This window comes from Vreelandella stevensii S18214 (genome assembly GCF_000275725.1).
Taxonomy (GTDB): domain Bacteria; phylum Pseudomonadota; class Gammaproteobacteria; order Pseudomonadales; family Halomonadaceae; genus Vreelandella; species Vreelandella stevensii.
On sequence record NZ_AJTS01000040.1, the window covers coordinates 164,488 to 189,726 of the forward strand.

Annotated in this window: 23 protein-coding genes and 1 pseudogene; 9 read left to right on the plus strand and 15 right to left on the minus strand. The window is 61.7% G+C overall.

Features of this window, described 5'->3' with window-relative positions:
* Positions 1–34: 34 nt before the first annotated feature.
* From HSS18214_RS0111130 to HSS18214_RS0111145, 4 genes are all read right to left on the minus strand, one after another.
* Positions 35–517 (minus strand): tripartite tricarboxylate transporter TctB family protein, encoded by a 483-nt coding sequence (locus tag HSS18214_RS0111130; protein ID WP_016915373.1) that lies wholly within the window; start codon positions 515–517, stop codon positions 35–37.
* Positions 518–608: 91 nt separating this feature from the next.
* Positions 609–1,604: a Bug family tripartite tricarboxylate transporter substrate binding protein gene (locus HSS18214_RS0111135; protein ID WP_016915374.1), complete on the minus strand. Its 996-nt coding sequence runs from the start codon at positions 1,602–1,604 to the stop codon at positions 609–611.
* 154 nt (positions 1,605–1,758) lie between these two features.
* Positions 1,759–2,487, minus strand: coding sequence for a response regulator (locus HSS18214_RS0111140; RefSeq protein WP_016915375.1), 729 nt, complete (start codon positions 2,485–2,487; stop codon positions 1,759–1,761).
* 43 nt (positions 2,488–2,530) lie between these two features.
* Positions 2,531–4,225: an ATP-binding protein gene (locus HSS18214_RS0111145; RefSeq protein ID WP_016915376.1), complete on the minus strand. Its 1,695-nt coding sequence runs from the start codon at positions 4,223–4,225 to the stop codon at positions 2,531–2,533.
* A gap of 125 nt (positions 4,226–4,350) precedes the next feature.
* Here HSS18214_RS0111145 and HSS18214_RS0111150 point away from each other — a divergent pair, with 125 nt between their 5' ends.
* Positions 4,351–5,097 (plus strand): DUF481 domain-containing protein, encoded by a 747-nt coding sequence (locus HSS18214_RS0111150; protein ID WP_016915377.1) that lies wholly within the window; start codon positions 4,351–4,353, stop codon positions 5,095–5,097.
* 9 nt (positions 5,098–5,106) lie between these two features.
* Here HSS18214_RS0111150 and HSS18214_RS0111155 read toward each other — a convergent pair whose 3' ends face one another.
* The 3 genes from HSS18214_RS0111155 to HSS18214_RS0111165 are packed head-to-tail and all read right to left on the minus strand — an operon-like array spanning position 5,107 to position 7,725.
* Positions 5,107–5,880, minus strand: coding sequence for an ABC transporter permease (locus HSS18214_RS0111155; protein ID WP_016915378.1), 774 nt, complete (start codon positions 5,878–5,880; stop codon positions 5,107–5,109).
* A 10-nt stretch (positions 5,881–5,890) separates the two neighbouring features.
* Complete coding sequence (locus HSS18214_RS0111160; protein ID WP_016915379.1) at positions 5,891–6,673, minus strand: ABC transporter ATP-binding protein; 783 nt, start codon at positions 6,671–6,673, stop codon at positions 5,891–5,893.
* Positions 6,673–7,725, minus strand: coding sequence for an ABC transporter substrate-binding protein (locus HSS18214_RS0111165; RefSeq protein ID WP_040461079.1), 1,053 nt, complete (start codon positions 7,723–7,725; stop codon positions 6,673–6,675). Before HSS18214_RS0111165 ends, HSS18214_RS0111160 begins: the two co-directional genes overlap by 1 nt.
* A gap of 342 nt (positions 7,726–8,067) precedes the next feature.
* On the opposite strand from HSS18214_RS0111165, the gene HSS18214_RS0111170 reads away from it, so the two are divergent.
* The gene (locus HSS18214_RS0111170; RefSeq protein ID WP_016915381.1) at positions 8,068–9,621 is read left to right on the plus strand and encodes a BCCT family transporter; all 1,554 of its coding nucleotides are present in this window, start codon (positions 8,068–8,070) and stop codon (positions 9,619–9,621) included.
* 7 nt (positions 9,622–9,628) lie between these two features.
* On the opposite strand, the gene HSS18214_RS0111175 is transcribed toward HSS18214_RS0111170, so the two are convergent.
* Positions 9,629–10,450 carry a flagellin N-terminal helical domain-containing protein gene (locus HSS18214_RS0111175; RefSeq protein WP_026001884.1) on the minus strand — a complete coding sequence of 274 codons (822 nt, stop codon included), beginning with the start codon at positions 10,448–10,450 and terminating at the stop codon, positions 9,629–9,631.
* A gap of 82 nt (positions 10,451–10,532) precedes the next feature.
* Positions 10,533–10,952, minus strand: a complete 420-nt coding sequence (gene folK, locus HSS18214_RS0111180) for a 2-amino-4-hydroxy-6-hydroxymethyldihydropteridine diphosphokinase (protein WP_016915383.1) — start codon at positions 10,950–10,952, stop codon at positions 10,533–10,535.
* Positions 10,953–11,210: 258 nt separating this feature from the next.
* Between folK and HSS18214_RS0111185 the strand changes: the two genes are divergently transcribed.
* Positions 11,211–11,960: an SDR family oxidoreductase gene (locus HSS18214_RS0111185; protein WP_016915384.1), complete on the plus strand. Its 750-nt coding sequence runs from the start codon at positions 11,211–11,213 to the stop codon at positions 11,958–11,960.
* Positions 11,961–12,028: 68 nt separating this feature from the next.
* On the opposite strand, the gene ybiO is transcribed toward HSS18214_RS0111185, so the two are convergent.
* The 5 genes and pseudogenes from ybiO to trhO form a co-directional block, all read right to left on the minus strand.
* Entirely contained in the window at positions 12,029–14,383 is a 2,355-nt protein-coding gene (ybiO, locus tag HSS18214_RS0111190; RefSeq protein ID WP_016915385.1) for a mechanosensitive channel protein, read from the minus strand.
* Between the two features lie 271 nt (positions 14,384–14,654).
* Positions 14,655–15,086, minus strand: a complete 432-nt coding sequence (locus HSS18214_RS0111195) for a YqaA family protein (RefSeq protein WP_016915386.1) — start codon at positions 15,084–15,086, stop codon at positions 14,655–14,657.
* Positions 15,087–15,102: 16 nt separating this feature from the next.
* Positions 15,103–15,927 carry an IclR family transcriptional regulator domain-containing protein gene (locus tag HSS18214_RS0111200; RefSeq protein ID WP_016915387.1) on the minus strand — a complete coding sequence of 275 codons (825 nt, stop codon included), beginning with the start codon at positions 15,925–15,927 and terminating at the stop codon, positions 15,103–15,105.
* Between the two features lie 101 nt (positions 15,928–16,028).
* Positions 16,029–16,160 (minus strand): annotated as a pseudogene (locus tag HSS18214_RS19105) (enoyl-CoA hydratase); the annotation flags it as partial.
* 222 nt (positions 16,161–16,382) lie between these two features.
* Complete coding sequence (trhO, locus tag HSS18214_RS0111210; protein WP_016915389.1) at positions 16,383–17,342, minus strand: oxygen-dependent tRNA uridine(34) hydroxylase TrhO; 960 nt, start codon at positions 17,340–17,342, stop codon at positions 16,383–16,385.
* Positions 17,343–17,584: 242 nt separating this feature from the next.
* On the opposite strand from trhO, the gene HSS18214_RS0111215 reads away from it, so the two are divergent.
* Entirely contained in the window at positions 17,585–18,274 is a 690-nt protein-coding gene (locus HSS18214_RS0111215) for a pirin family protein (protein WP_016915390.1), read from the plus strand.
* A gap of 52 nt (positions 18,275–18,326) precedes the next feature.
* Here the strand turns inward: HSS18214_RS0111215 and serA are convergent, their stop codons facing one another.
* Positions 18,327–19,571: a phosphoglycerate dehydrogenase gene (serA, locus tag HSS18214_RS0111220; RefSeq protein ID WP_016915391.1), complete on the minus strand. Its 1,245-nt coding sequence runs from the start codon at positions 19,569–19,571 to the stop codon at positions 18,327–18,329.
* A gap of 274 nt (positions 19,572–19,845) precedes the next feature.
* Here serA and HSS18214_RS0111225 point away from each other — a divergent pair, with 274 nt between their 5' ends.
* The 5 genes from HSS18214_RS0111225 (at position 19,846) to HSS18214_RS0111245 (ending at position 25,059) form a co-directional block, all read left to right on the plus strand.
* On the plus strand, positions 19,846–20,130 hold the full coding sequence (locus tag HSS18214_RS0111225; RefSeq protein WP_016915392.1) for an exodeoxyribonuclease VII small subunit: 285 nt from the start codon (positions 19,846–19,848) through the stop codon (positions 20,128–20,130).
* Positions 20,124–21,017 (plus strand): farnesyl diphosphate synthase, encoded by an 894-nt coding sequence (locus HSS18214_RS0111230; protein ID WP_016915393.1) that lies wholly within the window; start codon positions 20,124–20,126, stop codon positions 21,015–21,017. The genes HSS18214_RS0111225 and HSS18214_RS0111230 overlap by 7 nt, the downstream gene beginning before the upstream one ends.
* A 39-nt stretch (positions 21,018–21,056) precedes the next feature.
* Positions 21,057–22,967 carry a 1-deoxy-D-xylulose-5-phosphate synthase gene (gene dxs / locus HSS18214_RS0111235; RefSeq protein ID WP_016915394.1) on the plus strand — a complete coding sequence of 637 codons (1,911 nt, stop codon included), beginning with the start codon at positions 21,057–21,059 and terminating at the stop codon, positions 22,965–22,967.
* Positions 22,968–22,995: 28 nt separating this feature from the next.
* Positions 22,996–23,757 carry a co-chaperone DjlA gene (djlA, locus tag HSS18214_RS0111240; RefSeq protein WP_016915395.1) on the plus strand — a complete coding sequence of 254 codons (762 nt, stop codon included), beginning with the start codon at positions 22,996–22,998 and terminating at the stop codon, positions 23,755–23,757.
* 189 nt (positions 23,758–23,946) lie between these two features.
* A complete protein-coding gene (locus HSS18214_RS0111245) occupies positions 23,947–25,059 on the plus strand; it encodes an RNA-guided endonuclease InsQ/TnpB family protein (protein WP_016915396.1) in 1,113 nt (370 codons plus the stop codon).
* Positions 25,060–25,239 lie beyond the last annotated feature (180 nt).

Sequence of the window (25,239 nt, forward strand, 5' to 3'; positions counted from 1 at the left end):
AAAAAACTACGGCAGGTGCGTGGGCACGGCGTATTCAGAACGGCAGGAGGCCAGTGGGCAGATACACATCCATGACGCGCGTCATGGTGATATACAGCGCCAGCACTACCCCCAGCGAAGCCGCCAGGTTGATGCCATGACGACGATACCCGTAATAGGCCGTCAGCCCGGTGCACAGCAGCGTCGACGCCAGTACGAACCCCAGCGGCACCAGCAGGAAGGCATAGGCGGCGATGGCCACGGCGGTGACCACCACACGCGCCCAGGGCGTCAACAGCAGCGGACCGTTGGTGGCCTCTTCGTCGATCTCGTCAGCGCCTGCCAGCGGTACCGGTTTTTCAAAGAAGAGCAGCCCTGCTAGCAATAACAAGGTAATTCCCAGCACTTTTGGAAACAGGTCTGAATCCACCGGGCGCGGCAGGGGAAAGGTTGGAATTTGCCAGGCCATTGCTAGATAGGCGGCAGCTAGAAGCGCCAGCACGAGGGCCAGCCACTGATTAGTGTTCAATCGAGTCATGGGGAGTCTCTCCGAAGGCGCAGGTTGCGCTTACGGTCACAGGCAGTGACCCCGGGCCTGGCTGGCCCGGGGCAGCACGGTGAAGCGGGGGTTATTGAGCCAGCAAGCCCAGGTCGCTCAGGACGCTGCTGAACTGTTCTTTCTGCTCATCCAGGAACGCGCCAAACGCTTCGCTATCCTGGTAGGCATCGATCCAGCCCAACTGGTCGCGAGCCTGCTGCCAGCCATCGGTTTCGAGCATTTCGGCAAACAGGTCTTCGTAGTAGGCCACGGCTTCGGCAGGCATGTCAGGGGTGCCCATCACGCCACGCCAGATATCGAAGGTGTAGTCCACACCCTGTTCCTGGTACGTGGGCACGTCGGCCAGAGCACCGCCCAGGCGCTCAGGGGCAGATACGCCCAGCGCACGCAGTTGGCTGCCTTCGCCCAGCTGGCCCACGGACTCACCCGCGCCAGTAATGACCGCCTCGATATGGCCACCCATCAGGTTGGTCATGGCATCGCCACCCCCCGAGAAGGGGATGTAGTTCACCGAGGAAGCATCGAGACCCGCCGCAGAGGCCAGGCCAGCCACCGAGATGTGGTCCATCGAGCCTGGCGCACTGCCGCCACCCACGCTCAGACGCGGGTTCTCTTTCATCGCGTCGAACAGATCGGTGATGGTCTGATATTCGGAATCCGCCGCTACCAGAATGATGGAGTAGTCGGTGATCAGACGCGCCACGGGGGTGAAATCCGTGTGGTCGTAGCGCGAGGCGCCTGCCAGCGGCACCAGGATGATGGGCGGGCTGGTGGCAAACAGCTTGTGCGGGTTACCGCTGTCACGGGCGATCTGCGCCCATGCCACGGCACCGCCGCCGCCAGGCACGTTGATGGTCGCAAAGTTACGGTCTGCCAGCTGCTCTTCCTGCAGCACGCGAGAAACGGTACGCACCAGCGTATCCCAGCCACCGCCCGGGTTGGCGGGTGCGACGAATTCGATGGAACGGCTTGGGGTCCACTCCTGGGCCTGTACGCCAGTGGTCATGGCGAGGGCTGCCAGAGGCAGAGCAAATACAGCGGCGCGCTTGAAGGAAAGCGAGATCATGGGCGTTCTCCACAGTCAATTATGTTGTTATGCGCGGTGATCGACACGCGGCATTTGTGGTTACACCGCGAACGTTAGAAGACAGCCACCTTTCAGGACAAGCTTGTGACCATAAACGACAAATTGTTCTTTATGGTCGTTTTGTTCATTTTGTTCACGCATCCAGCCAACCGTGATCGCCCTTCAATAAGCGGTAGCGCCGCTCGGGTCGCCCAACATCCCCGTAACCCAGCTCGGCGCCTACGGCCTGCTCGGCCACGAGAAACTCCAGATAGCGGCGTGCCGTCGAACGGCTGGCGCCCATGGTACGCGCCACCTGCATGGCGGTCAGGGCGCCGCTGTCTGCTGCCAAGGCTTCTACCACACGGCGCAGGGTCAAGCGGTCGATGCCCTTGGGCAAGCTGTGCTGAGGGGCGCGTGCAGGCTCGCTGGGCGTCACCCGGGCCAGCACATGGTCCAGCTCGTCCTGGTTCAGCTCAGCGCGGTTGGCCAGCGCCTCCCGTTCGCGCCGAAAACGTGCCAGCATCTGGTTCATTCTTGCCGCTTCGATGGGTTTGATCAGGTAGTCGAACACCCCGCCACGCAGCGCCTCGCTGATGGTCTCCACCTCGCGGGCCGCCGTCACCATGACGATATCCACGTGCACATGGTCGCGGCGAATCGACCACAAAAGCTCCAGCCCTTCCACATCGGGCAGGTAAGCATCCAGCAGAATCAGCTGTATTTGCGAGGCGTGCTCGGCCATCAGCGCTTTGGCTTCGCTGCCGTTGCGCGCCATACCCACCACATAAAAACCGTCACTTTGCTCGATGAAGGCGCGGTGAATATCGGCGATGCGGAAATCGTCTTCGACGACCAGAATGCCGTATTGCGTCGCAGACATGCGTCATCCTCTTGTTAACGTCGTTATTATGAGTGTGAACCGTTTAGCCTGGTGGGCCGGGTTCATCGCTGCGGGCACATAGCGAGCGGTCCAGCACGGCAATGAAACAGGCGCCCCCCAGCTCGCTCTCTTCCAGGGTGATCGCGCCACCGTGCTGGCGACACAGCCGCTCCACCAGCGCCAGGCCAATGCCGCGGTGCTTGCCGGTCTTGGTCGAAAAGCCCTCCTTGAAGATCGACCCGGCGTGCTCCGCAGGGACCCCTGCCCCATTGTCTTCGACCTCGACCAACAGCTGTTCGCCCAAATCCGTGAAGAACAGCCGTACCTTGGGTTCGCTGGCGTGGGGGCCGTTCAGTGCCGCATGGCAGGCATTATCCAGCAAATTGCCCACCACGCTCATCATGACCTCTTGCCCCGTTGCGGTCAGCGGGCAGGAGAGCGAGCTTTGTTCGTCGATTTCCAGTGCCACGCCCAGTTCACGGGCGCGGGTCAGTTTACCCAGCAGCGTGCCGCTCAGCACCGCATCGGCCACATGGCGCATCAGAAAGTTCATCTGTGCCTGGGCACGCTCGGTTTCCTGATGAATCAGGGCCAGCGCCTCCTCGATGCGCTGCAACTGCAGCAGCCCGGAAATGGTGTAGAGCTTGTTGGAGAACTCGTGGGCCTGGGCGCGCAGCATGTCCACATCGCGGCTGGCCTGGGTCAGCGCCTGGGAGAGGTCGATGATTTCCCGGCGGCTACGGAAGGTCGCCACGGCGCCTTCGATCTCGCCCTCGTGAATGATGGGCACACGGTTGACCACTACCGGGTGATCCCCCAGCCACATTTCCTGGTCGAACTCCTGTTCACCGCGTCTGAGCACCTCCAGCAGGCGGGAGTTGGGCACTACCTCGCGGATGGGCTGCCCCAACAGCACGTGCTCGTCGGGCAGCTCTAAAAAGCGGCGCGCCTGCTGGTTCACCAGGGTAATGTGGCCGTCTCGATTGACCGCCAGAATACCTTCGTGAATCGATTGCAGGATGGCTTCCTTTTCCATGGCGAGACGGGCAATTTCGTAGGGTTCGAGGCCGAGAATGATCTTCTTGAGGTGCTGCGACAGCCAATAAGCGCCGGCAAACCCGAGCACGATCATCATGGCCACCAGTATCCAGCCCAGCTTGGTGTAGCGCGCCACGTCCATGTCCACGCGATCGAGCATGAAGCCGACGGAAACCACGCCGATGATGTTGCCCTCTTCATCCCAAATCGGCGTTTTGCCGCGCATGGCGGTGCCCAGGGTGCCGGTGGCTTCGGACACGTAGGATTGACCATAGATCAGCGCTTGATCATTATCATCCCCCACCATGCGCTCGCCGATACGCTCGGGCACCGGGTGGGAGTAGCGTATCGACTGGGCATTGCCCACTACCACATAGCGCGCGCCCGTCTCCTGGCGCACCCGCTCGGCCAGCGGCTGAATGAAGTGGGAAGGCTCGGGCGTGGAGAAGGCATCGACGATTTGCGGCATGGCCGCCACGGTCTTGGCGACCGCCAGCGCCCGCTCGCCCATTTGATAGGTGATAATGTCGGCTTTACGGTAGTTCAGGTAGGTCCCTTGGGCCAGCAGCATACCCGCTAGCAGCAGCCCCACCAGGATCATGACCTGCAAGCGAAAGCTGCGTTTGTACCAGCGTCGCTTGGCGCGCGTGCGACGCCAGCGCTGCAGTTCGGCCAGGGTGCGTGGGCGGGGCTCGGTCATAAGGGAACTCGTGATGCGCAAGAGCGTCATTATGGCACGCACCGCCAGGCGGCGTTAGGCTTTGCGCTTTTTCACCCAGCGGCTTATATACTCCCTGCCCACCGCAACACTCAAGGAGGAGAAGAGTGCGACACCTTTCACACTACCTGTTACTGGCCAGCTGCCCGCTCTGGGCCGGGGCTGCCGCAGCCAACCCTTTCTATGCGCCCCCGCCGCCCCAGGAAGATGCGCCCATCTTCAGCGGCGACGCCGAGCTTGGTTTCAACCAGCTCTCCGGCAATACCGACAGCCGCACGCTGATCGGCAAAACACTGCTCACCTGGCTAACCGGCGACTTCACCCACTCGTTTCGGGCAGAAGTGCGCAATGTCAGCAAGGATGGCAACACCAGCGCGGAGCAGTACCTCGTGGCGGGGCGGGAGCGCTATGACTTCAACGGCCCGCATTATCTGTTTGGGTTTGCCCGCTGGGAAAAGGACCGCTTTGCGGGCTACGATCAGCAGCTCACCGCCATCGGTGGCTATGGTCGACAGATCGTGGATGGCGAGCGCCACTACCTTTCTCTGGAAGCAGGGCCCGGCTATCGCCATGACCGGCTGCGTGACGATGAGAACGAGCAACTGGGCGTGGCCTACTCGGCGCTGGACTACCGCTGGGAGTTCTCCCAGTTCGCGGATCTGCGCCAGGAGATGTCGGTGGAGTACACCCATGAAAACACCACCTCGCGCTCGCTGTCGGCCCTCACGGCACGCCTGAACTCTCGGCTGTCGTTGCGCCTGTCTCATGAGATCAAGCGCAACTCTCAGCCCCCCGAAGAGGCCAGCGAGCGGACCGACCATACCACCAGCGCGTCGCTTCTCTACCGCTGGTAGCCTGACCGGCTACTGGCGCTGCTGCCCGCGGTGTGCCCAGGCGGTCATGCGCTTTTCCAGCAGCGAGAACAGCTCGTACATCACCATGGCCATGGCGCTGATCACCAGCAGTCCGGCAAATACCAGCCCCATGCGCATCTGCGAGCCCGCGCTCATCATGAGGTAGCCAATGCCCTGATTGGAGGCCACGGTCTCGGACACCACCGTGCCCACGAAGGCCAGCGTGATGGCGATTTTCAGCGAGGCGAAGAAGTACGGCAGCGAACGCGGCAAGCCCACCTTGAGCAGCACATCGATGCGCCGTGCGCCCAGCACTCTCAACACATCTTCCATCTCAGGCTCCAGGGTCGCCAAGCCGGTGGCCACGTTCACCACGATGGGGAAGAAGCAGATCAGAAAAGCGGTGAGTATCGCCGGTACCGAGCCGATACCGAACCAGACCACCAGAATGGGCACGAAGGCCACCTTGGGAATGGCGTTGAACCCCACCAGCAGCGGGTAGCAGGCGTTGTACAAAAAGCGCGACGAGCCGATGATGAAACCCAGCAACAGCCCCACGGCAACGCCCAGGCCAAAGCCAATCAACGTGGTCCAGAAGGTTTGCCAGGAGTGCTTGCCGATGGGCCCGGCGTAGGTCACCAGCGCCTGAACCGTGTCCAGCGCGCTGGGAAAAATAAAGCTGGGCACGTTGAACAGGCGTACCGTCACTTCCCAGATCACCACCAGCCCCGCCATGGCGATCCAGGGAGCCAGCCGCTCGGCCAGCTTGCGATTGTGGTTCATGGGCACTCCTTCAGGCGCTGCGCACTTCACCGATCTGGGCACGCAGCGACTGCACCAGGTCAATGAACGGTTTCTGGTAAGTGGTTTCCAGCGCCCGAGGGCGAGGCAGTTCGATGGAGCGCCGCTCGATCACGCGCCCCGGACGACGGCTCATGACATAGACGGTGTCGGCCAGGAAAGCGGCTTCGCGCAGGTCATGGGTCACCAACACCACGGTAAAGCGCTGGGCTTCCCACAGGTCACGCAAGACGCACCAGAGCTCTTCACGGGTGAACGCATCCAGCGCGCCAAAGGGCTCGTCCAGCATCAGCAAGCGCGGCCGATGAATCAGCGCGCGACAGATGGACGCCCGCTGCTGCATGCCCCCCGACAGCTCCCAGGGGTACTTGTTTTCATGCTCGGCCAGGCCCACCGTCTCGAGCAGCGCCCGAGCCCAGCCTTTGAACTCTTCCCGGCGCTTGCGGAACTGCCGCCGATAGGGCTCGACGATTTCCAGCGGCAGCAGCACGTTGTCCAGGGTGGTACGCCAAGGCAGCAGGTTGGCATTCTGGAACGCCATGCCGGTGATTTTCAAAGGCCCGGTCACGGGCAGCCCATCCACCTGGATGCTTCCCTGCGTAGGGGCATGCAGGCCGGTACACAGCTTCATGAAAGTGGATTTGCCACACCCTGACGGCCCCACGAAGGCGACGAACTCGCCTTCGTGGATCGACAGGTCGATATCTTCGATGGCGTTGCCCGAGCCGTCGTACGCCAGGCTGACGTCATCGAAGCGGACGAACGCTGCCGACATCACTCCGCCTCCGGCAGCAGCATGCGCTCTTCTACCGGCGGCAGGTAGCGGGAGTCAAAGACCTGATCGGGGGATGGCAACGTGGGCAGATCGTAAGCATCCGCCACCAGCTGAATCGCTTGGCTCAGCCGCGCGTCATCCACGCCGCCCACGCCATGCTCACGGGCATCGGGGGTATCCACCACGCTCTCCAGCGCCAGCTTCAAACGGCGAGTCTCCATCTCGACATCGATCAGGCCATCGCGGTTACGCACGTACTCGATGGCCGCTTCGGGGTCTGCCAGGGTCTCTCCCAGCGCACGGTTGAAGGCGCGCAGGAAGCCCTGCACGGCCTCGGGGTTGGCATCGGCAAAGGCATCACTGACCAGAATCGCGTTGCCGTACAGCGGGACGCCGTAGTCGGGGAACGGCATGATGGTCAGCTCGTCTTCACTCATGCCGCGCTCTTCCAGATTGAGCAGGCTGGTGAAGTAGAAGCCGGTGATGGCATCGACATCGCCCCGGGTCAGCAGGGTTTCGCGTAGCGCAGGGTCGACGTTTTGCCACGCCACTGCGTCGGCTTCCAGCCCATTGGCAGCGGCAAAGATGCCCCAGGCGCGATAGCCGGTGTCGAAGGCCGGGGCGGCGATGGTTTTGCCTGCCAGGTCGGCGGGGCTCTCGATGCCGCTCTCCTTGCGCGCAAACACCGCCGCGGGCGTGCCGTCATAGACGATATAAACGCCCTTGATGCCGGGGCCTTCCGGGTTTTCCGCAAGGAATTCGACCAGCGCGTTGAGATCGCCAAAGCCCATCTCATAGGCACCCGAGGCCACCCGGTTCACCGCCCCTGCAGAGCCGCTTCCCGAATCGATCTGAACCTGCAGGCCTTCTTCGGCGAAGTAGCCTTTTTCGGCTGCCATCAGAAACGGCGCTGCCGGGCCTTCGAAGCGCCAGTCCAGCTGGAAGCGAATCGAGGTCGTCTCGGCAGCAGCGCCGAGCGGCATCATCAGCACCGCGCCAAATAGCGCTAGCGGAAACAAAGAGGAACGGGCAGTACGGGAGCGAGTCGGCATGGCAGTGAGCACCTTGTATACAATATTGATGATGCTTTGCAGCAACGCTGCCATCTTTTGCTTTTTACTGTTCATTCATGCGCTTAGATAAGCGAACGGGTCCCTCATTGCGCCTGAAAGTGCCAAAATGGTGCGCACCACACCCATCTCGCACCATTAGAAAACATTTTGGCCAAATCGTTAGACTTTGGTCTAATCCGACGGTATACTGTGCTCAGTTTCCTGTCCTCGCGCCATTCATTGAATGGCGCTTTTTTTTGTGCTGCGGTTTTGCTCCGTAACACGCTCAAGCCATGCCCTTACCCTGCCTACTCCCCCTTCGATCCTGAACAGGTATTCGACATGACGCACTCTTCTCGCTCCACTGAGGAAGCCACACGGCGACCCTTTGGAGACCCCATCGTACTGGTGCTTAGCATTGGTTTCATCGTGGCCTTCCTGTCACTTTCGCTGTATGACATCGAGCGGGTAGCCAGCACCATCAGCCAAGGATTTGCCTGGACGGCGCTCACCCTGGGAAGCTACTTTCAACTGCTGCTATTGATGACCTTCCTGATTGCCATGGGCCTGGCGCTGACACCAGCAGCCAAGGCGCGTATCGGCAATCTGGATGCACCAGAAATGGGCACCTTCAAGTGGGTATCGATCATTCTGTGCGCTTTGCTGGGCGGTGGCGGGGTGTTTTTCGCCACAGGCGAACCGATCTATCACTTTGTCGTCACGCCCCCCGCTTTCGATACCGAACCCGGCACTGCCGAGGCGGTGGCAGGTGCGCTGGCTCAGTCGTTTACCCACTGGGGGTTCATGGCCTGGGCGGTCCTGGGCTCGCTCACGGCGGTGGTATTGGCGCATGCGCATTACGTCAAAGGCCAGCCGCTTCAGCCCAGAACGCTCCTTTATCCGGTGTTCGGTAAGCGCCTGATGCGCGGCCCGCTGGGCAGCGTGGTGGATGCCTGCTGTGTGATCGGTGTCGTGGCGGGGACCGTGGGGCCGATTGGCTTTCTGGCGACTCAGGTCAGTTTCGGCCTGCATGAGCTGTTCGGCCTGCCGGAAGGTTACACCGGCCAGCTGATCATCCTGGCCATATTAGGGGCCATCTATGTGCTCTCCTCCATGAGTGGGGTACACAAAGGCATCCAACTGCTCAGCCGTTTCAACGTGCTGTTGGCACTGGCCATTGGTGCCGTGATTGTGGTTTTTGGCCCCACGCTGTTTCTGATGAATAGCTACATGGCCAGCATGGGTGCGTATGTCAGCGGCTTTTTCACCATGGCCACCATGACCGCCGACACCGCGCCCGCTTGGTGGATGCAGTGGTGGACGGTGTTCTTCTTCGCCTGGTTCATCGGCTATGCGCCGCTGATGGCGATTTTCGTGGCGCGTATTTCCAGAGGGCGCACGATACGCGAAATGATTCTGGCGGTGGCGGTGCTCGCCCCCTTGGCGACGACCATCTGGTTCACGCTGCTGGGCGGTACCGGCATTTACTACCAATTGACCGACGTGATCGATATCACCGAAGCGCTCAACAACTTCCAGTTCGACGTGGCTACCCTCACCGTAGCCCAGGCACTGCCTGGCGGCACCTGGATGGCCATGGCCATCTTGCTGCTGACCACCATCTTCGTGGCCACCACCGGCGACTCCATGAGCTATGCCATTGCCGTGGTAGGAGCGGGGCATGATGCGCCCAGCCCTTACATGCGTGCGTTCTGGGGGATCGCCATGGCACTGATGGCGGCAGTTCTGCTGTACATGGGCGCAGGCCAGATTGGCGCGCTGCAGCAGCTCATCGTGATTACCGCGATTCCCGTCTCGCTGATCCTGCTGCCGTCACTTTGGAACGGCCCGCAAGCGGCTTACGCCATGGCGCGGGAGCAAGGGATCATCGACTGATCTCGGCTTACAAGCCTTGCAGCAGCCGCAGAATCACCTGCGGCTGCTGGTTGACCTGAGCCAGCATGGAGATGCCGACCTGCTGCAACAGCTGGGCACGAATCAGGTTGGAGACTTCCTGCGCGTAGTCGGCGTCCTGGATGCGTGACTGGGCGGCAGAGGTGTTGATGATGTTGGTGTTGAGGCCGTCGATCACGCTTTCGAAGCGGTTCTGCACGGCGCCCAGGTAGCTGCGCTGGCGGTCGACCAGCTTCATGGCTTCATCCACCACGTCCATGGGCTTGCCGGTGGCCGTGCCGTCGTCCAGCACGCTAAAACCTTCCAGCCCAAGCGCCTGAAGCCCCATGGCGGAAAAACGAACGCCAATCACATCCCCCGCATTGGCACCCACCTGAATGTTCAGGGTTCGATCTGCGTTGATTAGAGGGATGCCGTTGAAGTTACTCTGCTCGGTAACACGGGTGATCTCTTCCAGGCGCTGATCGATTTCCAGCTGGATAGAGGCCAAATCTTCGGAAGAGTTGGTGCCGTTGAGGGCTTGAACGCTGAGTTCACGGATACGTTGCAGGTTGTCGTTGATCTGGTTCAGCGAGCCTTCCGCCGTTTGCACCATGGAGATGCCATCGTTGGTGTTACGAATGGCCTGGTTCATGCCTCGAATCTGCGCGCCCATGCGATTGGCAATGGCCTGACCAGCGGGGTCGTCCTTGGCGCTATTGATACGCAAGCCGGAAGACAGGCGCTGCATGGAGGTCTGCATGGCCTGCTGGCTAGTACGTAAATTGTTCATCACCAGCAGCGACGTGATGTTGGTCGCAAGGCTAAGCACGGGCATGACCTCGAAAGTAAACGCGCAGGGCGCGGTTAGCGTAATTATCGGCCGCCACCCCGAAAACGTGAGGCCTATCGCATCAATTATGTCGGACAGGGCCTGCACTGATTAGCGAGCGCCCGCTGTCGGCTAGCACGGCATCGACCGGGCCACGCACGTAGTCGTGCTGAAAATAGCCTTCGTCCACTATCTCGCCATCCCAGGCCACGATGTCCAAATCCATGGTACGAGGCCCCGACTTGATCGGCCCACGCACGCGTCCCAGGCGATGCTCGACATCCTTCAAATAGGCCTTGAAGGCGTGCCGCTCCAGCGTGGTGCGAACCACCAGCGCAGCATTGAGAAAGTCAGGCTGCTGCTGAAAGCCAACCGGTGCCGTACGAACAGCCTCCGAGTGGGCGACCAGCTCACACTCGCTGCTTAAAATGTCCAGTGCTCGGGCAAAATGGTGCTCGGGTTCGATATTGGAACCCAGTGAAATCACGCATTCATGATGCATGGTGTCAGGTGCTCCATATGACGACGTTGAGGGCATAGCAGTATTCCAGATAAAAACCGTGATGGAGTTACCGACCAAGGGCACTGTCGAACCGCCATGGCACCCCAAAAAAATAGCTCACTCAGGCTCTCTACAGAGTAAACCGCCACGCATTTTGTTCAAGCACTGTACAATTTATTGACAAACGCTGCGCTCACGCAGAGTCTTGGTGATCAAACCCCCATCATGACTCACCATACCGACAGCGAGGGACTTTTCATGCCAACACCTGCGGCACTGGTCACCGGCGGCGCCACACGACTTGGACGCCATTTTGCAGAAGCCCTGGCCGACAAAGGCTTCGATATCGCCCTGCACGTGAATAGCTCCCGAGGGGAGGCTGAAGAGGTGGCCATGGTGATTCGTGGCAAAGGGAGGGAGTGCGAGATTCTTTCCTGCGATTTTTTGAGCGACTCACCGGAAACACTGATTCAACAGGCGAAAGCGCGCTTTCCCGGCTTGAATGTGCTGCTCAATAGCGCCTCAGCCTATGAGCCTGCGCCCATCGCCCAGACAGACCTGGACATGCTGGAGACCCAGTTTCGGGTCAATATGTTTACCCCGCTGCTATTGACGCGCCACTTTGCCGAGGTGGTCGAGCGCGGCCAGATCATCAATATCATCGACAACAAGGTGGCTTACCATCAGTACCCTTATGCAGCCTACCTGCTGTCCAAGAAAAGTCTGGCAGACATGACGCGCATGGCGGCGCTGGAGTTTGCACCTCGCCTACGCATCAATGGCATCGCCCCTGGCGTCGTGCTGCCCGCATCACAGCGCACCAGCGACTATGTTCAGTGGCGCATCGAGGGTATTCCTGCCGATCACCAGGGAAGCCCAGCGCATCTCGTACAAGCCTTGTACTATTTGTTGGACAACGACTTCGTGGTGGGCCAGGTGCTGTTCGTAGATGGCGGGGAATCCATCAACCTGGTGGGACGCCACTCGGAGAACTACCCGGGCTGTTGAGTCACAGCAGCACTCCATAAATACGACAAGGCCGCCCGAAGGCGGCCTTGTCGTTGATGCAGCGAGGATCAGACATCCTCGTCGTCAGGCTTGTGGTGCTCGGCAGCCTGGTCGGAAGGTGCCTGACCACGCCGTGGGCGATGACGGTCATCCACATCGAGCTCTGCTCGCTTGGGCTGACCGGCCGGGCTGCCATCGATGGTGAAGTCCTGCTGCATGATGCGCAGGTTGGCAGGCGGCGCTGAGCCGGACTTGTCCTGCCCGAAGTACAGGGTGGTATGCGGGAACGGAATCTCGATACCCGCCGAGTCGAAGCGCATCTTGACGAGGCGATTGTACGCCCGGCCAACGCCCCACTGGTCACCCGGCGTGGTCTTGATGACCACACGGATATTGACCGAGCTATCGGCCAGCGCAGTGACGCCCGCCACGGTCATGTCTGCCAGCAGTTTGTGACCATGCTCTTCGCTGGCTTTGAGGTCTTCGAAGGCCAACTGGAGCTGGGCAATGGCATCGTCGATGTTCTCGCGGTAGGCAATACCGTATTCGCCCACGTGATTACCGTACTCACGCATGTAGTTGGAGACGGTATCGACACTGGAGAACGGCACAATGTGATAAGTACCGGAGAGGTCACGAATGCCCACCGAGCGAATACTCAAGCGCTCTGCGGTACCGGTAATACCCCCTACGGTCACCACATCGCCGGTATTCATCGCGTTTTCCACCTGGATGAAGACGCCGGTGATGACGTCCTGCACCAGTCTCTGGGCACCGAAACCGATCGCCAGACCCAGCACACCGGCACCGGCAATCAACGGCCCAATGTTGATGCCGATCTCCGACAGCACGATCATGCCGGTAATGGTCACCATGGCAATGGCCAGTGCATTGCGGAACAGGCTAAGCAGCGTCTTGGCACGCGCCGAGGGCTCCCCGTCGCCCGTCTCGGGGTTCAGCTTGTGCTCGATCAGGCTTGCCAGCCCCAGCCATACGCCCAGCGATACGATCAGAATGACCGCCACGCTGATCAGGTTGCCCACCAGGTTGGCACCGCGCTCGGAAGCGTACCAGGCGGCGAGATTGAACGCTCCCCAGGCATCCAGCACCACCATGATCACAGCCACGACAATGATGGTGCGCAGCACGCGCAGGGCATTGGGCACGTAGCTGTTCAGGCGCGTTTCCAGCAGCGGCAGCTTGCGACGCAGGTCATCCGACAATTGAATACGACGGCCGATGGTCTGGGTGAGGAAGGTGGACAGCAGCAGCCCCACCACCACCGCCACCAGCGTTTTCAGCGTGGCCATGAGCACGAAGGGCAGTGCGTCGCCCGGGCGCGTCAGGGTCAGTACGAACACCATCAGGAAGTACAGCAGGGCAAACAGGTGCCACGTACGAGCGAACAGATGCAGCGAGACACGGCTGGCCATCAGCGTCGAACGGTCGCCCATCAGGTTCAAGTTATCACGCAGTCGAACACGGTTCTTCAGCACCACCGCCACGGCATAGACGAAGGCCAGCAGCATGATGAAGGTGCCCACGGCCTGCCCCAAGGTCGGGGCCAGGTAATAGTTGACCAGCGGTACGACCACCATCAGGCCATAGCCCACCATACCGATCAGACGGGCGATCCAGCGATTCCAATAGGAGGCTTCCTGGGCAGAAATATGCAGCAACCGAAGCCCCTCATAGCGGGAGGAGAACAGCATGCGCACTGCCGCCTTGAGCAGCTCGATGACCAGGAAAGCGTTCAGGAACAGCGAGGCTCGGGTAGACAGCTCGCCCGCTTCGCCGACGGCAAACGTGGCGATCAGGTTGCCGCCCACGTAGGCCAGCGCCACCAGCAGCACATCCACCACCGTGGCCAGCGCCACACACAGCACGAGACGCAGCACCGGGGTCAGGCTGCCACCGGCCAACGACCAGGCACTAAGCTTGGTAAACAGCGTCTTGGCGAGACGACGGAAGGTAAAGAACAGGGCAAACGTGGCAATGATGACGATGCCAAGATTGATCGCGGCATTGGTGAAGTCGGCCATATTGAAAGTGCTGGCCCCTTGCCCCGAGAACAGACTGCCGACGATCGAGATAGCCTGCTCCAGCTGGCCCCCGACATCACTCACCGTGCGGCTGGTCAGTTCGGCCAGCTGGCGCGGCAGCGAGACATCTTCGGGTGCGACATTGCCACCGGCAGCCGCGGCTTCCGGGGAGAGTTCGTTGGCCAACCCTGGAGGCAGCGCCGATGCCTGGTGGCGCAGCAGCTCAATCAGCTCCTGGCGAGCCTGCTCGTCTTCCAGCAAGTCCGCCAGCGCCGAATACGAGGGCGGCTGCTCGGCGCTCGTATCCGGCGCTTCGTTGTCACCGCCCAGCGTGGTTTGCGCCATGGCGGGTCCGGCCAATAAGGCGAACAGCGCCAGCATCCAGACGCCTAGCCAGGGTAATAAACGTAGTGACGTCACACCATAACCTCCCTTTGGGTGAGTGTTTGCGAACCTGCGACTCGCCAAGAGCCTGCCTATGCGTGCCCACACAGACACGTCCACACAGAATAGTGCATCCTTCAGGAATGCAAACCTGACATAACATACGCTAGGGTAACATGCCTGAATGCAAGAGACGTTAACGCGACTGCTTCTGGTGCGCCAACGAAGACACCGTCGCGCAGTTTTCAGGCAATCGCATAGCAGTGCCTTATTGGCAGTAAGGGGCCAGCCACTGCTGGGCCATGACGATCAACAGCGCATAGCGCGCGCCCTTGGCCAGCACGATCCAGAGCAGCGCCCGCCACCAGGCCAACCGCATGACGCCTGCCAGAACGGTGAGCGGGTCGCCTATGACCGGCAGCCATGACAACAGCAGGCTGAACTCACCAAAGCGGTGATACCAGCGCTCTGCGCGGGCCAACCCTTGGGGCGATGCGGGGAACCAGCGGCGATCCTGGAACTGGCGCGCATAGCGGCCCATGGCCACGTTGATCATGCTACCCAGCGTATTGCCCACCGTGGCAACCAGCCAAAGCCCCAGCGCGGGCTCACCCAGGCACCAGAGCCTGGCCAGCCACACTTCAGAGCCGCCCGGCAGCAGGGTGGCACTGGCCAGCGCCACCCAAAACAGACTAAACATGAGCAATCATCGGCAATTAACGAGGCCGCTGGCCGCCCATTTGCAGGGTGATGTCATCCGCCGTGCGGCGCACCAGCGCCCCCAGCGCCAGCAGGCGATCTTCCGGAATGCGCGCCATGGGCCCGGAAACGGAAATGGCCGCCAAGGGGGTGGCGTGCTCATCGAAAATACACGCGGCCACGCAGTGCAGGCCAATGGCGTGCTCTTCACGGTCACAGGCAAAGCCCTGGGCACGAATGGCGGCCATTTCCACCAACAGCGAATCGACCTGATAGCGCGTGTTTTCCGTGACGCGCGCCAGCTCATACCCACCCGCCAACAGCGCGTCGCGCTCCTCCTCGCTCATCCAGGCCAGCAGCGCCTTGCCTACCCCAGAGGCGTGCAGCGGTGCCCGCGACCCCAGCCGCGTGATCATGCGCATCATTTGCGGCGATTCGTTCTGGGCCAAAAACACCGCCGTGGCGCCATCGCGAATGCCCAGGTTGGCCGTTTCGCCGGTCTCTGCCGTCAGGCGGCGCAAAAACGGACGGCTTTTCGCCACCACGTCGCGGGCTTCCAGAAAGCTGTTGCCGATGCGGAAGGTTTTCACGTCGATGCGCCACAGGCCTTGCTCGCTCTCCTGGGTGACGAACCCCTGGCTTTGCAGTGCCTGGAGTAGCCGGTGGGTCGTGGAAGGTGCCAGGTCCGCTTGCTCGGAAAGCTCCGAGAGCGCCATCCCCAGCGGGCTGGCCGCCAGGTATTCGAGCAGCGTGAGGCCGCGTACCAACGATTGGCTATGCCCGCCGCTGGCTTTGGTGGCTCCCGCCGGACGTCCGACTGACCTGCGCTTTACTTCACTCACCTGGCACTCTCCTGAGGGCGCGTTAACATTCATAAATCAGCAGGATAACTCGCCCCGGCAGCCATGTCGCGTTTACGGAAACAAATTCCACCAATGGATCGCTAGCGGTGCCGCCAGACCGGCGGGCGTTTCTCGATAAACGCATCGATGCCCTCGGCCACGTCCTCAGCCAGCATGTTGCAGGCCATGGTGTCTCCGGCAAAGGCGTAGGCTTCTCCCAAAGGCATCGCCACGGCGAGCGAACAGCACCTGGTAATAGGCCTGCTCGGAGTGGGCGCGCATCTGCTTCAAATCATGCCCCGCGCAGCAGGCAGTCGTCGAGGGAAGCAACGTGTGAAGAGGGCATGGCAGGCTCCTGAGCAAAACGTGCTGCTCAGTCTAGCGCCTACCCGACGCGCTGATCGCTCACTACGACCAAAGTGGCCTCTTGTAAGGCAAGCGGCCACGGGGTCGGGTTACGCTTTGTCGTGGGCCGCCTGGCGGGGATTGTAGCCCAGCGGATGGGGTTCACCGCGGGCCTTGGCCAGCTCAATCTGGCGCTGGCGTTCGCGGGCAGCGGCGCGGGTCTTCTCGGGCAGCGAGTCGATGCAGTGCGGGCAGCTGATGCCGGGCTCGTAGGCCGACGACTGCATGTCTTCCTGAGAGATCGGCATACGACAGGCGTGGCACTGCTCGTGCTCGCCCTCGGTGAGATCATGGCGCACGGTGACGCGGTTATCGAACACGAAGCACTCGCCGCGCCACAGCGACTGCTCTTCCGGCACCTTTTCCAGGTAATTGAGCACGCCGCCCTTCAGGTGGTACACCTCTTCGAAGCCCTCTTTCAGCATGAAGCTGGAGGCTTTCTCGCAGCGAATACCGCCAGTGCAGAACATCGCAACTTTCTTGTGCTGCTCCGGGTTGTAGTGCTGGCGCACGTACTCGGGAAACTCGCGGAAGGTGGTGGTTTTGGGGTCGACCGCGCCTTCGAAGCTGCCAATCGCCACTTCGTAGTCGTTACGGGTATCGATCACCAGCACTTCCGGGTCAGAGATCACGTCGTTCCAGTTTTCCGGCTCGACGTAAGTGCCCACGGTGTCGTTGGGGTCGATGCCCGGCACGCCAAGCGTCACGATCTCCTTTTTCAGCTTCACCTTGGTGCGGTAGAACGGCGGCTCGTCGCAGAATGACTCTTTATGGTCGATATCGGCAAGGCGCGGGTCGGCGGTCAGCCAGGCCAGCAGCGCATCGATGCCTTCACGGCTGCCGGCCACGGTGCCGTTGATGCCCTCTTTGGCCAACAGCAGCGTGCCTTTGACGTCGTTGGCCAGCATGGTCTGGCGCAGCGGTTCGCGCAGCGCTTCGAAGTCGTTCAGGGTGACAAATTTGTATAGCGCAGCCACCACGATGGGCGGCGTGGAAGTGGGGGTCGTCATGAAGTGCTCCTGGTAGTCGCCCTCGTAAAGGGCGGACCGGGTGAATAAACCCGCGCATGATAGCAAAAAGCGCGCCGCGCGTGCATCTGCGCGCGCCTGCCAGCCACTATTCTGGCGGCCCTCAATCGTCGATTATTTCGACGCCACCATTGAGAAAGCTTCACCCCACGCCAGGCGCACTCGGTCGTATAGTAGAAGACATATAGAAGGCAACAACCTGACTGAATAACGAGGTACCGTTCATGAAGATTCGTCGTTCCAACGAGCGCGGCTATGCAGACCACGGCTGGCTGCGCTCGTACCACACCTTTTCGTTTGCCAATTACATGGACCCGGAGCACATGGGCTTTCGCGCCCTGCGGGTGATCAACGAAGACCGGGTCGCCCCGGGCCATGGCTTTGGCGCCCACCCCCACCGGGATATGGAGATCATCTCCTACGTGCTCGAAGGCGAGATGGAGCACAAGGACAACATGGGCAACGGCGAGGTCATGCGCCCCGGCGACGTACAGCGCATGTCAGCGGGCACAGGGGTAGTGCATAGCGAGTTCAACCACTCCCAGCAAAACGGCCTGCACTTTTTACAAATATGGATCCAGCCAGCCCAGCGGGGCATCGCGCCCAGCTACGAGCAGAAGGCCTTCCCCTCGGCCGAACGCCAAGGCCAATGGCGCCTGGTCGCGTCGCAGAGCGGCCGAGAAGGGTCAGTGAGCGTCAATCAGGACGTCAATCTGTACGCCAGCCTGCTGAGCGCGGGTGATCAGCTGGCGGCGCCGCCCTCCCGTTATGCCTGGCTGCATGTGGTGAAAGGGGCCATCGAGGTGAACGGAGAAACCCTGCGCACCGGCGACGCGGTGGCTTTCAACCCAGGCGAGGACTTTGCAGTGGCAGGCAGCGAGGCCAGTGAAGTCCTGCTGTTCGACCTGGCCTGATAGGCAAAACGGCCCCAGAGGGGCCGTTTTTTTATTGCACGAAGGGGCGAGATCAGCTGTTCTGCGCCGAGTAGAGAACGCGAATCTTCAGCGTATGCTCTACCTTTTTCAGGGCTTCCAGCGCCTGCGGGCCATAGGCCTTGTCGACGTCGATGACCACGTAGCCCACCTTGTCGTTGGTCTGCAGGTACTGGCCGGAGATGTTGATGCCGTTCTCCGACAGCACGCGGTTGATCTGCGACAGCACGCCGGGCACGTTGTCGTGGATGTGCAGCAGGCGGTGCTTGTCCGGGTGGGCAGGCAGCGCCACTTCGGGGAAGTTGACCGACGTCACCGTGGTGCCGTTATCCGAGTAGGTGATCAGCTTCTCGGATACTTCGATACCGATGTTCTCCTGCGCTTCCAGCGTCGAGCCGCCGATATGCGGCGTCAGGATCACGTTGTGCAGGCCACGCAGCGGGCTCTGGAACTCTTCATCGTTGCCCTTCGGCTCGACCGGGAAGACGTCGATGGCGGCACCGTTCAGCTTGCCAGCCTTCACGGCGTCGGCCAGCGCTTCGATCTCGACCACGCTGCCACGGGCGGCGTTGATCAGGATCGCGCCATCCTTCATGGCGGCGATTTCCTTCGCACCCATCATCCAGCGGGTAGAGGGCAGGTCCGGCACGTGCAGGCTGACCACGTCCGAACGCCCCAGCAACTCCTCCAGGCTGGCGACCTGGCTGGCGTTGCCCATGCCCAGCTTGGTGATCACATCGTAGTAGATCACGTTGAAGCCCAGTGACTCCGCCAGCACCGACAGCTGAGCACCAATGCTGCCATAGCCCACGATACCCAGCGTCTTGCCGCGCGCCTCATGGGAGTTCTTGGCTGATTTCAACCAGCCCCCCTGGTGCGCCAGCGCGTTTTTCTCGGGAATGCCGCGTAGCAGCATGATGGCTTCCGCCAGCACCAGCTCGGCCACCGAGCGGGTGTTGGAATACGGCGCGTTGAAGACCGTGATACCGCGCTTGAGCGCCGCATCCAGGTCGACCTGATTGGTCCCGATACAGAAACAGCCCACACTGACCAGTTTCTCGGCGGCATCGAACACACGCTCCGTCAGCTGCGTACGGGAGCGAATGCCGAGGAAATGAACATCACGGATCTTCTCGATCAGCGCTTCTTCATCCAGCGATGTGGAGATAAGCTCGATGTTTTCATAACCCGCGTTGTGAAAATTGTCCACCGCGCTTTGGTGGACGCCCTCGAGTAGCAGGATCTTGATCTTGCTCTTTTCCAGGGACGTTTTGGCCATGGCTGAATCAACCTCTATGGTCGGCGGCAGGCGCCGTGTATCGGTTCACGGAAGGCCCGTATGGTAGCACAGCCTCCGCCTTTCTCAGCGCTCCCGGATGATGAAAAGTCTGCGTTTTGAAGATGAACCCGGCACACGTCGGGGAATCCCGCCTGCGGGAGGCAGACGCCACCCCCTTGCCTCGGTGTATACTGTGCGTTTATTTGACTGGCATCCGGCCACTTTCGCCGCCCGCACCGAGCACAGGGCCCACGACAAACGGTAGGCATTGACCATGAGCACCCCTCCCCAAGATTTTGCTGCCACGGTGACCGAGCTTGAAACCATCGTGGAACGCCTGGAGTCAGGCGAACTCTCATTGGAAGATGCCCTGACCGCCTTCGAGCAGGGCGTGCGGCTCACCCGCGATGCCCAGCAGCGCCTCGACAGTGCCGAGCTGAAAGTGCGCGCGCTCAGTGAAGCCCCCGAAGGCAAGCTGGACGTGGCTCCTTTCCATGCCACACCAGAGCCGTCAGCCGCTCAGGGACACGACGACAGCGAGGAAACGCCCCCATGGTAACGGCCCACGACACACCGCTGACCACGCTGCGCCGCGCCAGCAACGCCCGCGTCGATGCCACCCTGGCGGCGCTGTTCGAGTCTCGGCCCGCCGTCGAGGCGCGCCTGGAGGCAGCCATGCGTCACGGCCTGCTGGTGGGCGGCAAGCGCCTGCGCCCGCTGCTGGTCTACCTGGCGGGGCGTGCCCTGGGAGCAGAAGACGACGCCCTGGACGCCCCCGCAGCAGCCATCGAGCTGATCCACGCCTACTCGTTGATCCACGACGACCTGCCCGCCATGGATGACGACGACCTGCGTCGTGGCCAGCCCACAGTGCACAAGGCCTACGACGAAGCCACGGCCATTCTGGCAGGCGACGCCCTGCAAGCGCTGGCCTTTGAAGTCATGGCCAGCCGCCCGCACCCGCGTCTGGCTGCGCTGGTGTCTACCCTGGCGGTGGCCGCTGGCCGCGACGGCATGGTAGCGGGCCAGGCGCTGGACCTGGCAGCCGTGGGTGGCCATCCCGATGTCGAGGCACTGGCTCACATGCACGCCCACAAGACTGGCGCGCTGATCGTGGCGGCGGTCCAGATGGGTGGATTGATCGCCGTCGAGGCCGACGACCCACGCCTGGCGGCACTGATTCGCTATGCGCGGGCCATTGGTCTAGCCTTCCAGATTCACGACGACATTCTCGACGTCACCGGAGACACCGCCACGCTGGGCAAAACCTCCGGTGCCGATGCTGCCCGCGCCAAGCCCACGTATCCCAGCCTGCTCGGGCTGGCGGGCGCCCAGCAAAAAGCGAACGCATTGATCGACGACGCCATTGCCGCGCTCGCCCCGCTTGGCGAGCGCGCCGCGCCCCTGGCCGATCTTGCCCATTACATGATCGAGCGCGACCACTAACGATGCCTTTCACAACATACCCATGAAAACATGCCGCCTATGAAGCTGTTCGACGAGATACCCCGCGAGCGCCCGGCGACGCCGCTGCTCGACTCCTTTGACCACCCCGCGGCCCTGCGGGCCATGAGTCCCGGCCAGCTGGCGCAGCTGGCCGACGAGCTGCGCGCCTACCTGCTGTATAGCGTCGGTGTCACCGGCGGCCACTTTGGCGCAGGGCTCGGCGTGGTGGAACTCAGCGTGGCCCTGCACCACGCCTTCCACACCCCCAGGGACCGCCTGGTATGGGACGTAGGCCACCAGGCCTACCCCCACAAGATTCTCACCGGCCGCCGTGAAGCCATGCTCGGCATCCGCCAGCACGGCGGCCTGGCCGCGTTCCCCCGCCGCGCCGAATCCGAGTACGACACCTTCGGCGTTGGTCACTCCAGCACCTCGATCTCGGCGGCGCTCGGCATGGCCCTGGCCGCCCAGGCACAAAACGACCCGCGCCGCGTGTGCGCCATCATCGGTGATGGCGCGCTCACCGCGGGCATGGCCTTCGAAGCGCTGGCCCACGCCGGGCACGTCAACGCCAACATGCTGGTGGTGCTGAACGACAACGAGATGTCGATCTCCGAGAACGTCGGCGGTATCGCCACCTATCTGGCGCGGATGCTCTCCAGCAAGCCTTACCTGAAAATGCGCGAAGAGGGCAAGAAAGTGCTCTCGCACCTGCCCGGCGCGCTGGAGTTTGCCAAGCGCACCGAAGAGCACATGAAGGGCATGGTAAGCCCCGCAACGCTCTTCGAAGAGATGGGCTTTCACTACGTGGGCCCCATCGACGGCCACGACCTGGACGCGCTGACCCAGACCCTGCGCAACCTGCGTGACCAGAAAGGCCCCCAGTTTCTGCATATCAAGACGGTCAAGGGCAAAGGGTTCCTGCCGGCAGAGGCCGACCAGATTGGCTATCACGCCATCACCAAGCTGGAAAAAGTGCCCGCGTCCAGCGCGCCCCTGGTGAAGCCCCCCGCTGCGCCCAAGAAGAAGTACTGCAATGTGTTTGGTGACTGGCTGTGCGACATGGCCGCCGCCGACCCGCGCCTGATGGGTATCACTCCCGCCATGGGCGAAGGCTCGGACCTTATTCGCTTCGCGCAGACCTACCCCGAACGCTATTTCGACGTGGCGATTGCCGAACAGCACGCGGTCACCCTGGCCGCAGGCATGGCCTGCGAGGGCATGAAGCCCGTCGTCGCCATCTACTCGACCTTTCTGCAGCGAGGCTACGACCAGCTGATCCACGACGTGGCCGTGCAGGACCTGGACGTCACGTTCGCCATCGACCGAGCAGGCCTGGTGGGAGAAGACGGCCCGACGCACCACGGCAGCATGGACCTGTCGTTCCTGCGCTGCGTGCCCGGCATGGTGATTCTGGCACCCGCCGATGAAGCAGAGTGCCGCGCCATGCTCAGCGCCGCCTACCACCATCCGGGCCCGGCCGCCGTTCGCTACCCCCGTGGTACCGGCCCCGGTGTGGCCATTCCTGACCACCTGGAGCCCATGGCGATTGGCCAGGCCGAGGTACGCCGTACCGGCACCAGCGACGGTATGCGCGTCGCCCTGCTGGCCTTTGGCAGCATCAATGGTGCCGCCGCCGCGGTGGCCGAGAAGCTCAATGCGACGCATATCAACATGCGCTCCATCAAGCCGCTGGATCGTGACGCCGTGCTGCACGCCGCCGACGAGCACGAACTGCTGGTCACGCTGGAGGAGAACGTGATTGCAGGCGGCGCGGGCAGCGCGGTGAATGAGCTGCTCCACGCCGAAGGCGTTCAGGTCGAAGTCCTGAACCTGGGCTTGCCGGACAGCTTCGTCGAACACGGCACCCCCGCCGAGCTGCTGCGCGACTGCGGCCTGGATGCCGCCGGCATCGAAGCGGCCATTCGTTCGCGCCTGCCGTCGCCTTGAGCCTTCTGACTAACTTGTTGAGACCGTTATGCTTTTTTTGATGATTCTGTTTGGTTTGATCGGCCTTGCCAGCGGCGGCCCCGTGGGCCTGCTGGTGGGGGCGGGTCTGGGCTGGTGGTTGGCACGCCAGCTGGGGCGCCGTTTGAATGCCGCCCGCACGCGCTTGCAGGAAGGCTTCCTGGAGTCGATCTTTTCGGTGATGGGCTGCCTTTGCCAGGCCGATGGCAAGGTCACGCCAGGTGAGCTGGGCGTGGCCGAAAAGCTGTTCGATCAGATGCGTTTGCAGGGCGAGCACCGCGCCAAGGCGCGGGCCGCCTTCGAACGGGGCCGTGCCGACGACTTCGACCTGGAGGCCGAGCTGGCCAAGGTCAATCGCCTGACCCAGCGTCAGCCCATTTTGCGCCAGGTATTTTTGCAGGTTCAGCTCAGCGCGATTGCCGCCGACGGGATCCTGCACCCCGCCGAGCATGAGATGATTCTGCGCGTGGCGCGGGGCGTTGGCTGCAGCGAGGCCGAAGTACAGCAGATCGAAGCCATGCTGCATGGCGCGGCGGCCAACTCTCAAGGCGCCAGCGAGGAAGCTCTGAAGGATGCCTATCGCGTACTGGGCGTGGCGGAAGACGCCAGCGATGCCGAGATCAAGAAAGCGTATCGTCGCCTGATGAGCCAGAATCACCCGGACAAGCTGGCGGGCAAGGGGCTTCCGGAGAGCATGCGCGAGGTGGCGCAGGCCCGCACCAGCGAGATTGGCAATGCCTATGAGCGCATCCGCGCGGCGCGGTGCCAGTAGCCCCGTGACAGGCGTTCAGGCAGTGGCTACAGTGAAGGCTTCACGGTACTGCCTGGAGCCGCCCCATGATCACCCTTTATCAGTTAGCGCGGAAAACCTCGTACTTTTAGTGCGAGGATGGATAGCGCGGCGTCCGCCAGGACGCCTTGTGTTTTGCATCCTTACAATATTTCGTCTAAAGTGTAAAGCATGAAAGCCGAACGCGCCTACCAATACCGCTTCTATCCCACGCCTGAGCAAGCAGCCTTGCTGGCGCGGACGTTTGGGTGCGTGCGGTTTGTCTGGAACGCGGTGCTGCGCTATCGCACTGACGCGTTTTATCAGCGTCAGGAAAAGATCGGCTATAACGATGCCAGCGCGTTCCTAACACAGTTAAAGAAGCAGCCGGACACCGCCTTTCTAGCCGAGGTTAGTTCGGTGCCACTGCAACAATGCTTGCGCCATCAACAAAGTGCGTTCAAGCATTTCTTTGCCAAGCGGGCGCGGTACCCCAGCTTTAAATCGAAGAAGCACCGGCAGTCAGCCACCTTTGCCAGTTCGGCATTTTCGTACCGTGACGGGCAGATCACGCTCGCCAAGTGCCGTGAACCGCTAAACATCCGCTGGAGCCGCGACCTGCCTGCGGTACCGAGCACAGTGACGGTATCCAGGGATGCAGCAGGCCGTTACTTCATTAGCTGTCTGTGCAAGGTAGACACTGAGGCGTTGCCAATTACGTTCAAGATGGTCGGTATCGACCTGGGGATCAAAGACCTGTTCGTGACCAGTGACGGCCATCGGGTGAATAATCCCCGCCACACTGCCCGCTATGCCCGAAAGCTAGCGAAGGCGCAGCGGCGCCTCAGCCGTAAGCAAAAGGGCTCGAACAACCGAGCCAAGGCACGGTTAAAGGTCGCTCGCTGTCACGCCAAGATCGCTGACACGCGCCGTGACCACCTGCATAAACTCACCCGCCAGATCGTTAACGAGAACCAAGTGATTGCAGCGGAGAGTTTGCAGGTGAAGAACATGGTCAAAAACCGCCATCTCTCTAACGCCATCAGTGATGTTGGCTGGGGGGAGTTAGTGCGCCAGCTTGACTACAAGGCGGCCTGGGCGGGAAGGCAGTTTGTCCAGATTGATCGCTGGTACCCAAGCTCAAAACGCTGCCATAGCTGCGGCTTTGTGCTGGAATCACTACCGCTGAATGTTCGCACCTGGGACTGCCCAGATTGCGGTACTCAGGGCATCGACCGCGACGCGAATGCGGCCCGCAACATTCTGCAAGCAGGCACCGCGCTATTAGCCGGTGCAGATGGTTGAAATATCATACCGAGGGGCACTCGGGAATGTACGCCTGTGGAGTTTGTGTAAGACCAGCAGTGCCAAGGCATTGAAGGCAACGAACATCGAAGCAGGAACCAGGAAGGTAACGACCTGGGAATCCCCTTCCTTTCCGTCGCAAGGCGGCAGCGCAAGCTGAGGGAGGGGAGGATGTCAAAG

What these genes read in the sequence shown, in the direction of transcription:
- HSS18214_RS0111130 (WP_016915373.1), bottom strand. Translation starts at nt 517, where the DNA reads ATGACTCGATTGAACACTAATCAGTGGCTGGCCCTCGTGCTGGCGCTT.
- HSS18214_RS0111135 (WP_016915374.1), bottom strand. Translation starts at nt 1,604, where the DNA reads ATGATCTCGCTTTCCTTCAAGCGCGCCGCTGTATTTGCTCTGCCTCTG.
- HSS18214_RS0111140 (WP_016915375.1), bottom strand. Translation starts at nt 2,487, where the DNA reads ATGTCTGCGACGCAATACGGCATTCTGGTCGTCGAAGACGATTTCCGC.
- HSS18214_RS0111145 (WP_016915376.1), bottom strand. Translation starts at nt 4,225, where the DNA reads ATGACCGAGCCCCGCCCACGCACCCTGGCCGAACTGCAGCGCTGGCGT.
- HSS18214_RS0111155 (WP_016915378.1), bottom strand. Translation starts at nt 5,880, where the DNA reads ATGAACCACAATCGCAAGCTGGCCGAGCGGCTGGCTCCCTGGATCGCC.
- HSS18214_RS0111160 (WP_016915379.1), bottom strand. Translation starts at nt 6,673, where the DNA reads ATGTCGGCAGCGTTCGTCCGCTTCGATGACGTCAGCCTGGCGTACGAC.
- HSS18214_RS0111165 (WP_040461079.1), bottom strand. Translation starts at nt 7,725, where the DNA reads ATGCCGACTCGCTCCCGTACTGCCCGTTCCTCTTTGTTTCCGCTAGCG.
- HSS18214_RS0111170 (WP_016915381.1), top strand. Translation starts at nt 8,068, where the DNA reads ATGACGCACTCTTCTCGCTCCACTGAGGAAGCCACACGGCGACCCTTT.
- folK (WP_016915383.1), bottom strand. Translation starts at nt 10,952, where the DNA reads ATGCATCATGAATGCGTGATTTCACTGGGTTCCAATATCGAACCCGAG.
- HSS18214_RS0111185 (WP_016915384.1), top strand. Translation starts at nt 11,211, where the DNA reads ATGCCAACACCTGCGGCACTGGTCACCGGCGGCGCCACACGACTTGGA.
- ybiO (WP_016915385.1), bottom strand. Translation starts at nt 14,383, where the DNA reads ATGCTGGCGCTGTTCGCCTTATTGGCCGGACCCGCCATGGCGCAAACC.
- HSS18214_RS0111195 (WP_016915386.1), bottom strand. Translation starts at nt 15,086, where the DNA reads ATGTTTAGTCTGTTTTGGGTGGCGCTGGCCAGTGCCACCCTGCTGCCG.
- trhO (WP_016915389.1), bottom strand. Translation starts at nt 17,342, where the DNA reads ATGACGACCCCCACTTCCACGCCGCCCATCGTGGTGGCTGCGCTATAC.
- HSS18214_RS0111215 (WP_016915390.1), top strand. Translation starts at nt 17,585, where the DNA reads ATGAAGATTCGTCGTTCCAACGAGCGCGGCTATGCAGACCACGGCTGG.
- serA (WP_016915391.1), bottom strand. Translation starts at nt 19,571, where the DNA reads ATGGCCAAAACGTCCCTGGAAAAGAGCAAGATCAAGATCCTGCTACTC.
- HSS18214_RS0111225 (WP_016915392.1), top strand. Translation starts at nt 19,846, where the DNA reads ATGAGCACCCCTCCCCAAGATTTTGCTGCCACGGTGACCGAGCTTGAA.
- HSS18214_RS0111230 (WP_016915393.1), top strand. Translation starts at nt 20,124, where the DNA reads ATGGTAACGGCCCACGACACACCGCTGACCACGCTGCGCCGCGCCAGC.
- dxs (WP_016915394.1), top strand. Translation starts at nt 21,057, where the DNA reads ATGAAGCTGTTCGACGAGATACCCCGCGAGCGCCCGGCGACGCCGCTG.
- djlA (WP_016915395.1), top strand. Translation starts at nt 22,996, where the DNA reads ATGCTTTTTTTGATGATTCTGTTTGGTTTGATCGGCCTTGCCAGCGGC.
- HSS18214_RS0111245 (WP_016915396.1), top strand. Translation starts at nt 23,947, where the DNA reads ATGAAAGCCGAACGCGCCTACCAATACCGCTTCTATCCCACGCCTGAG.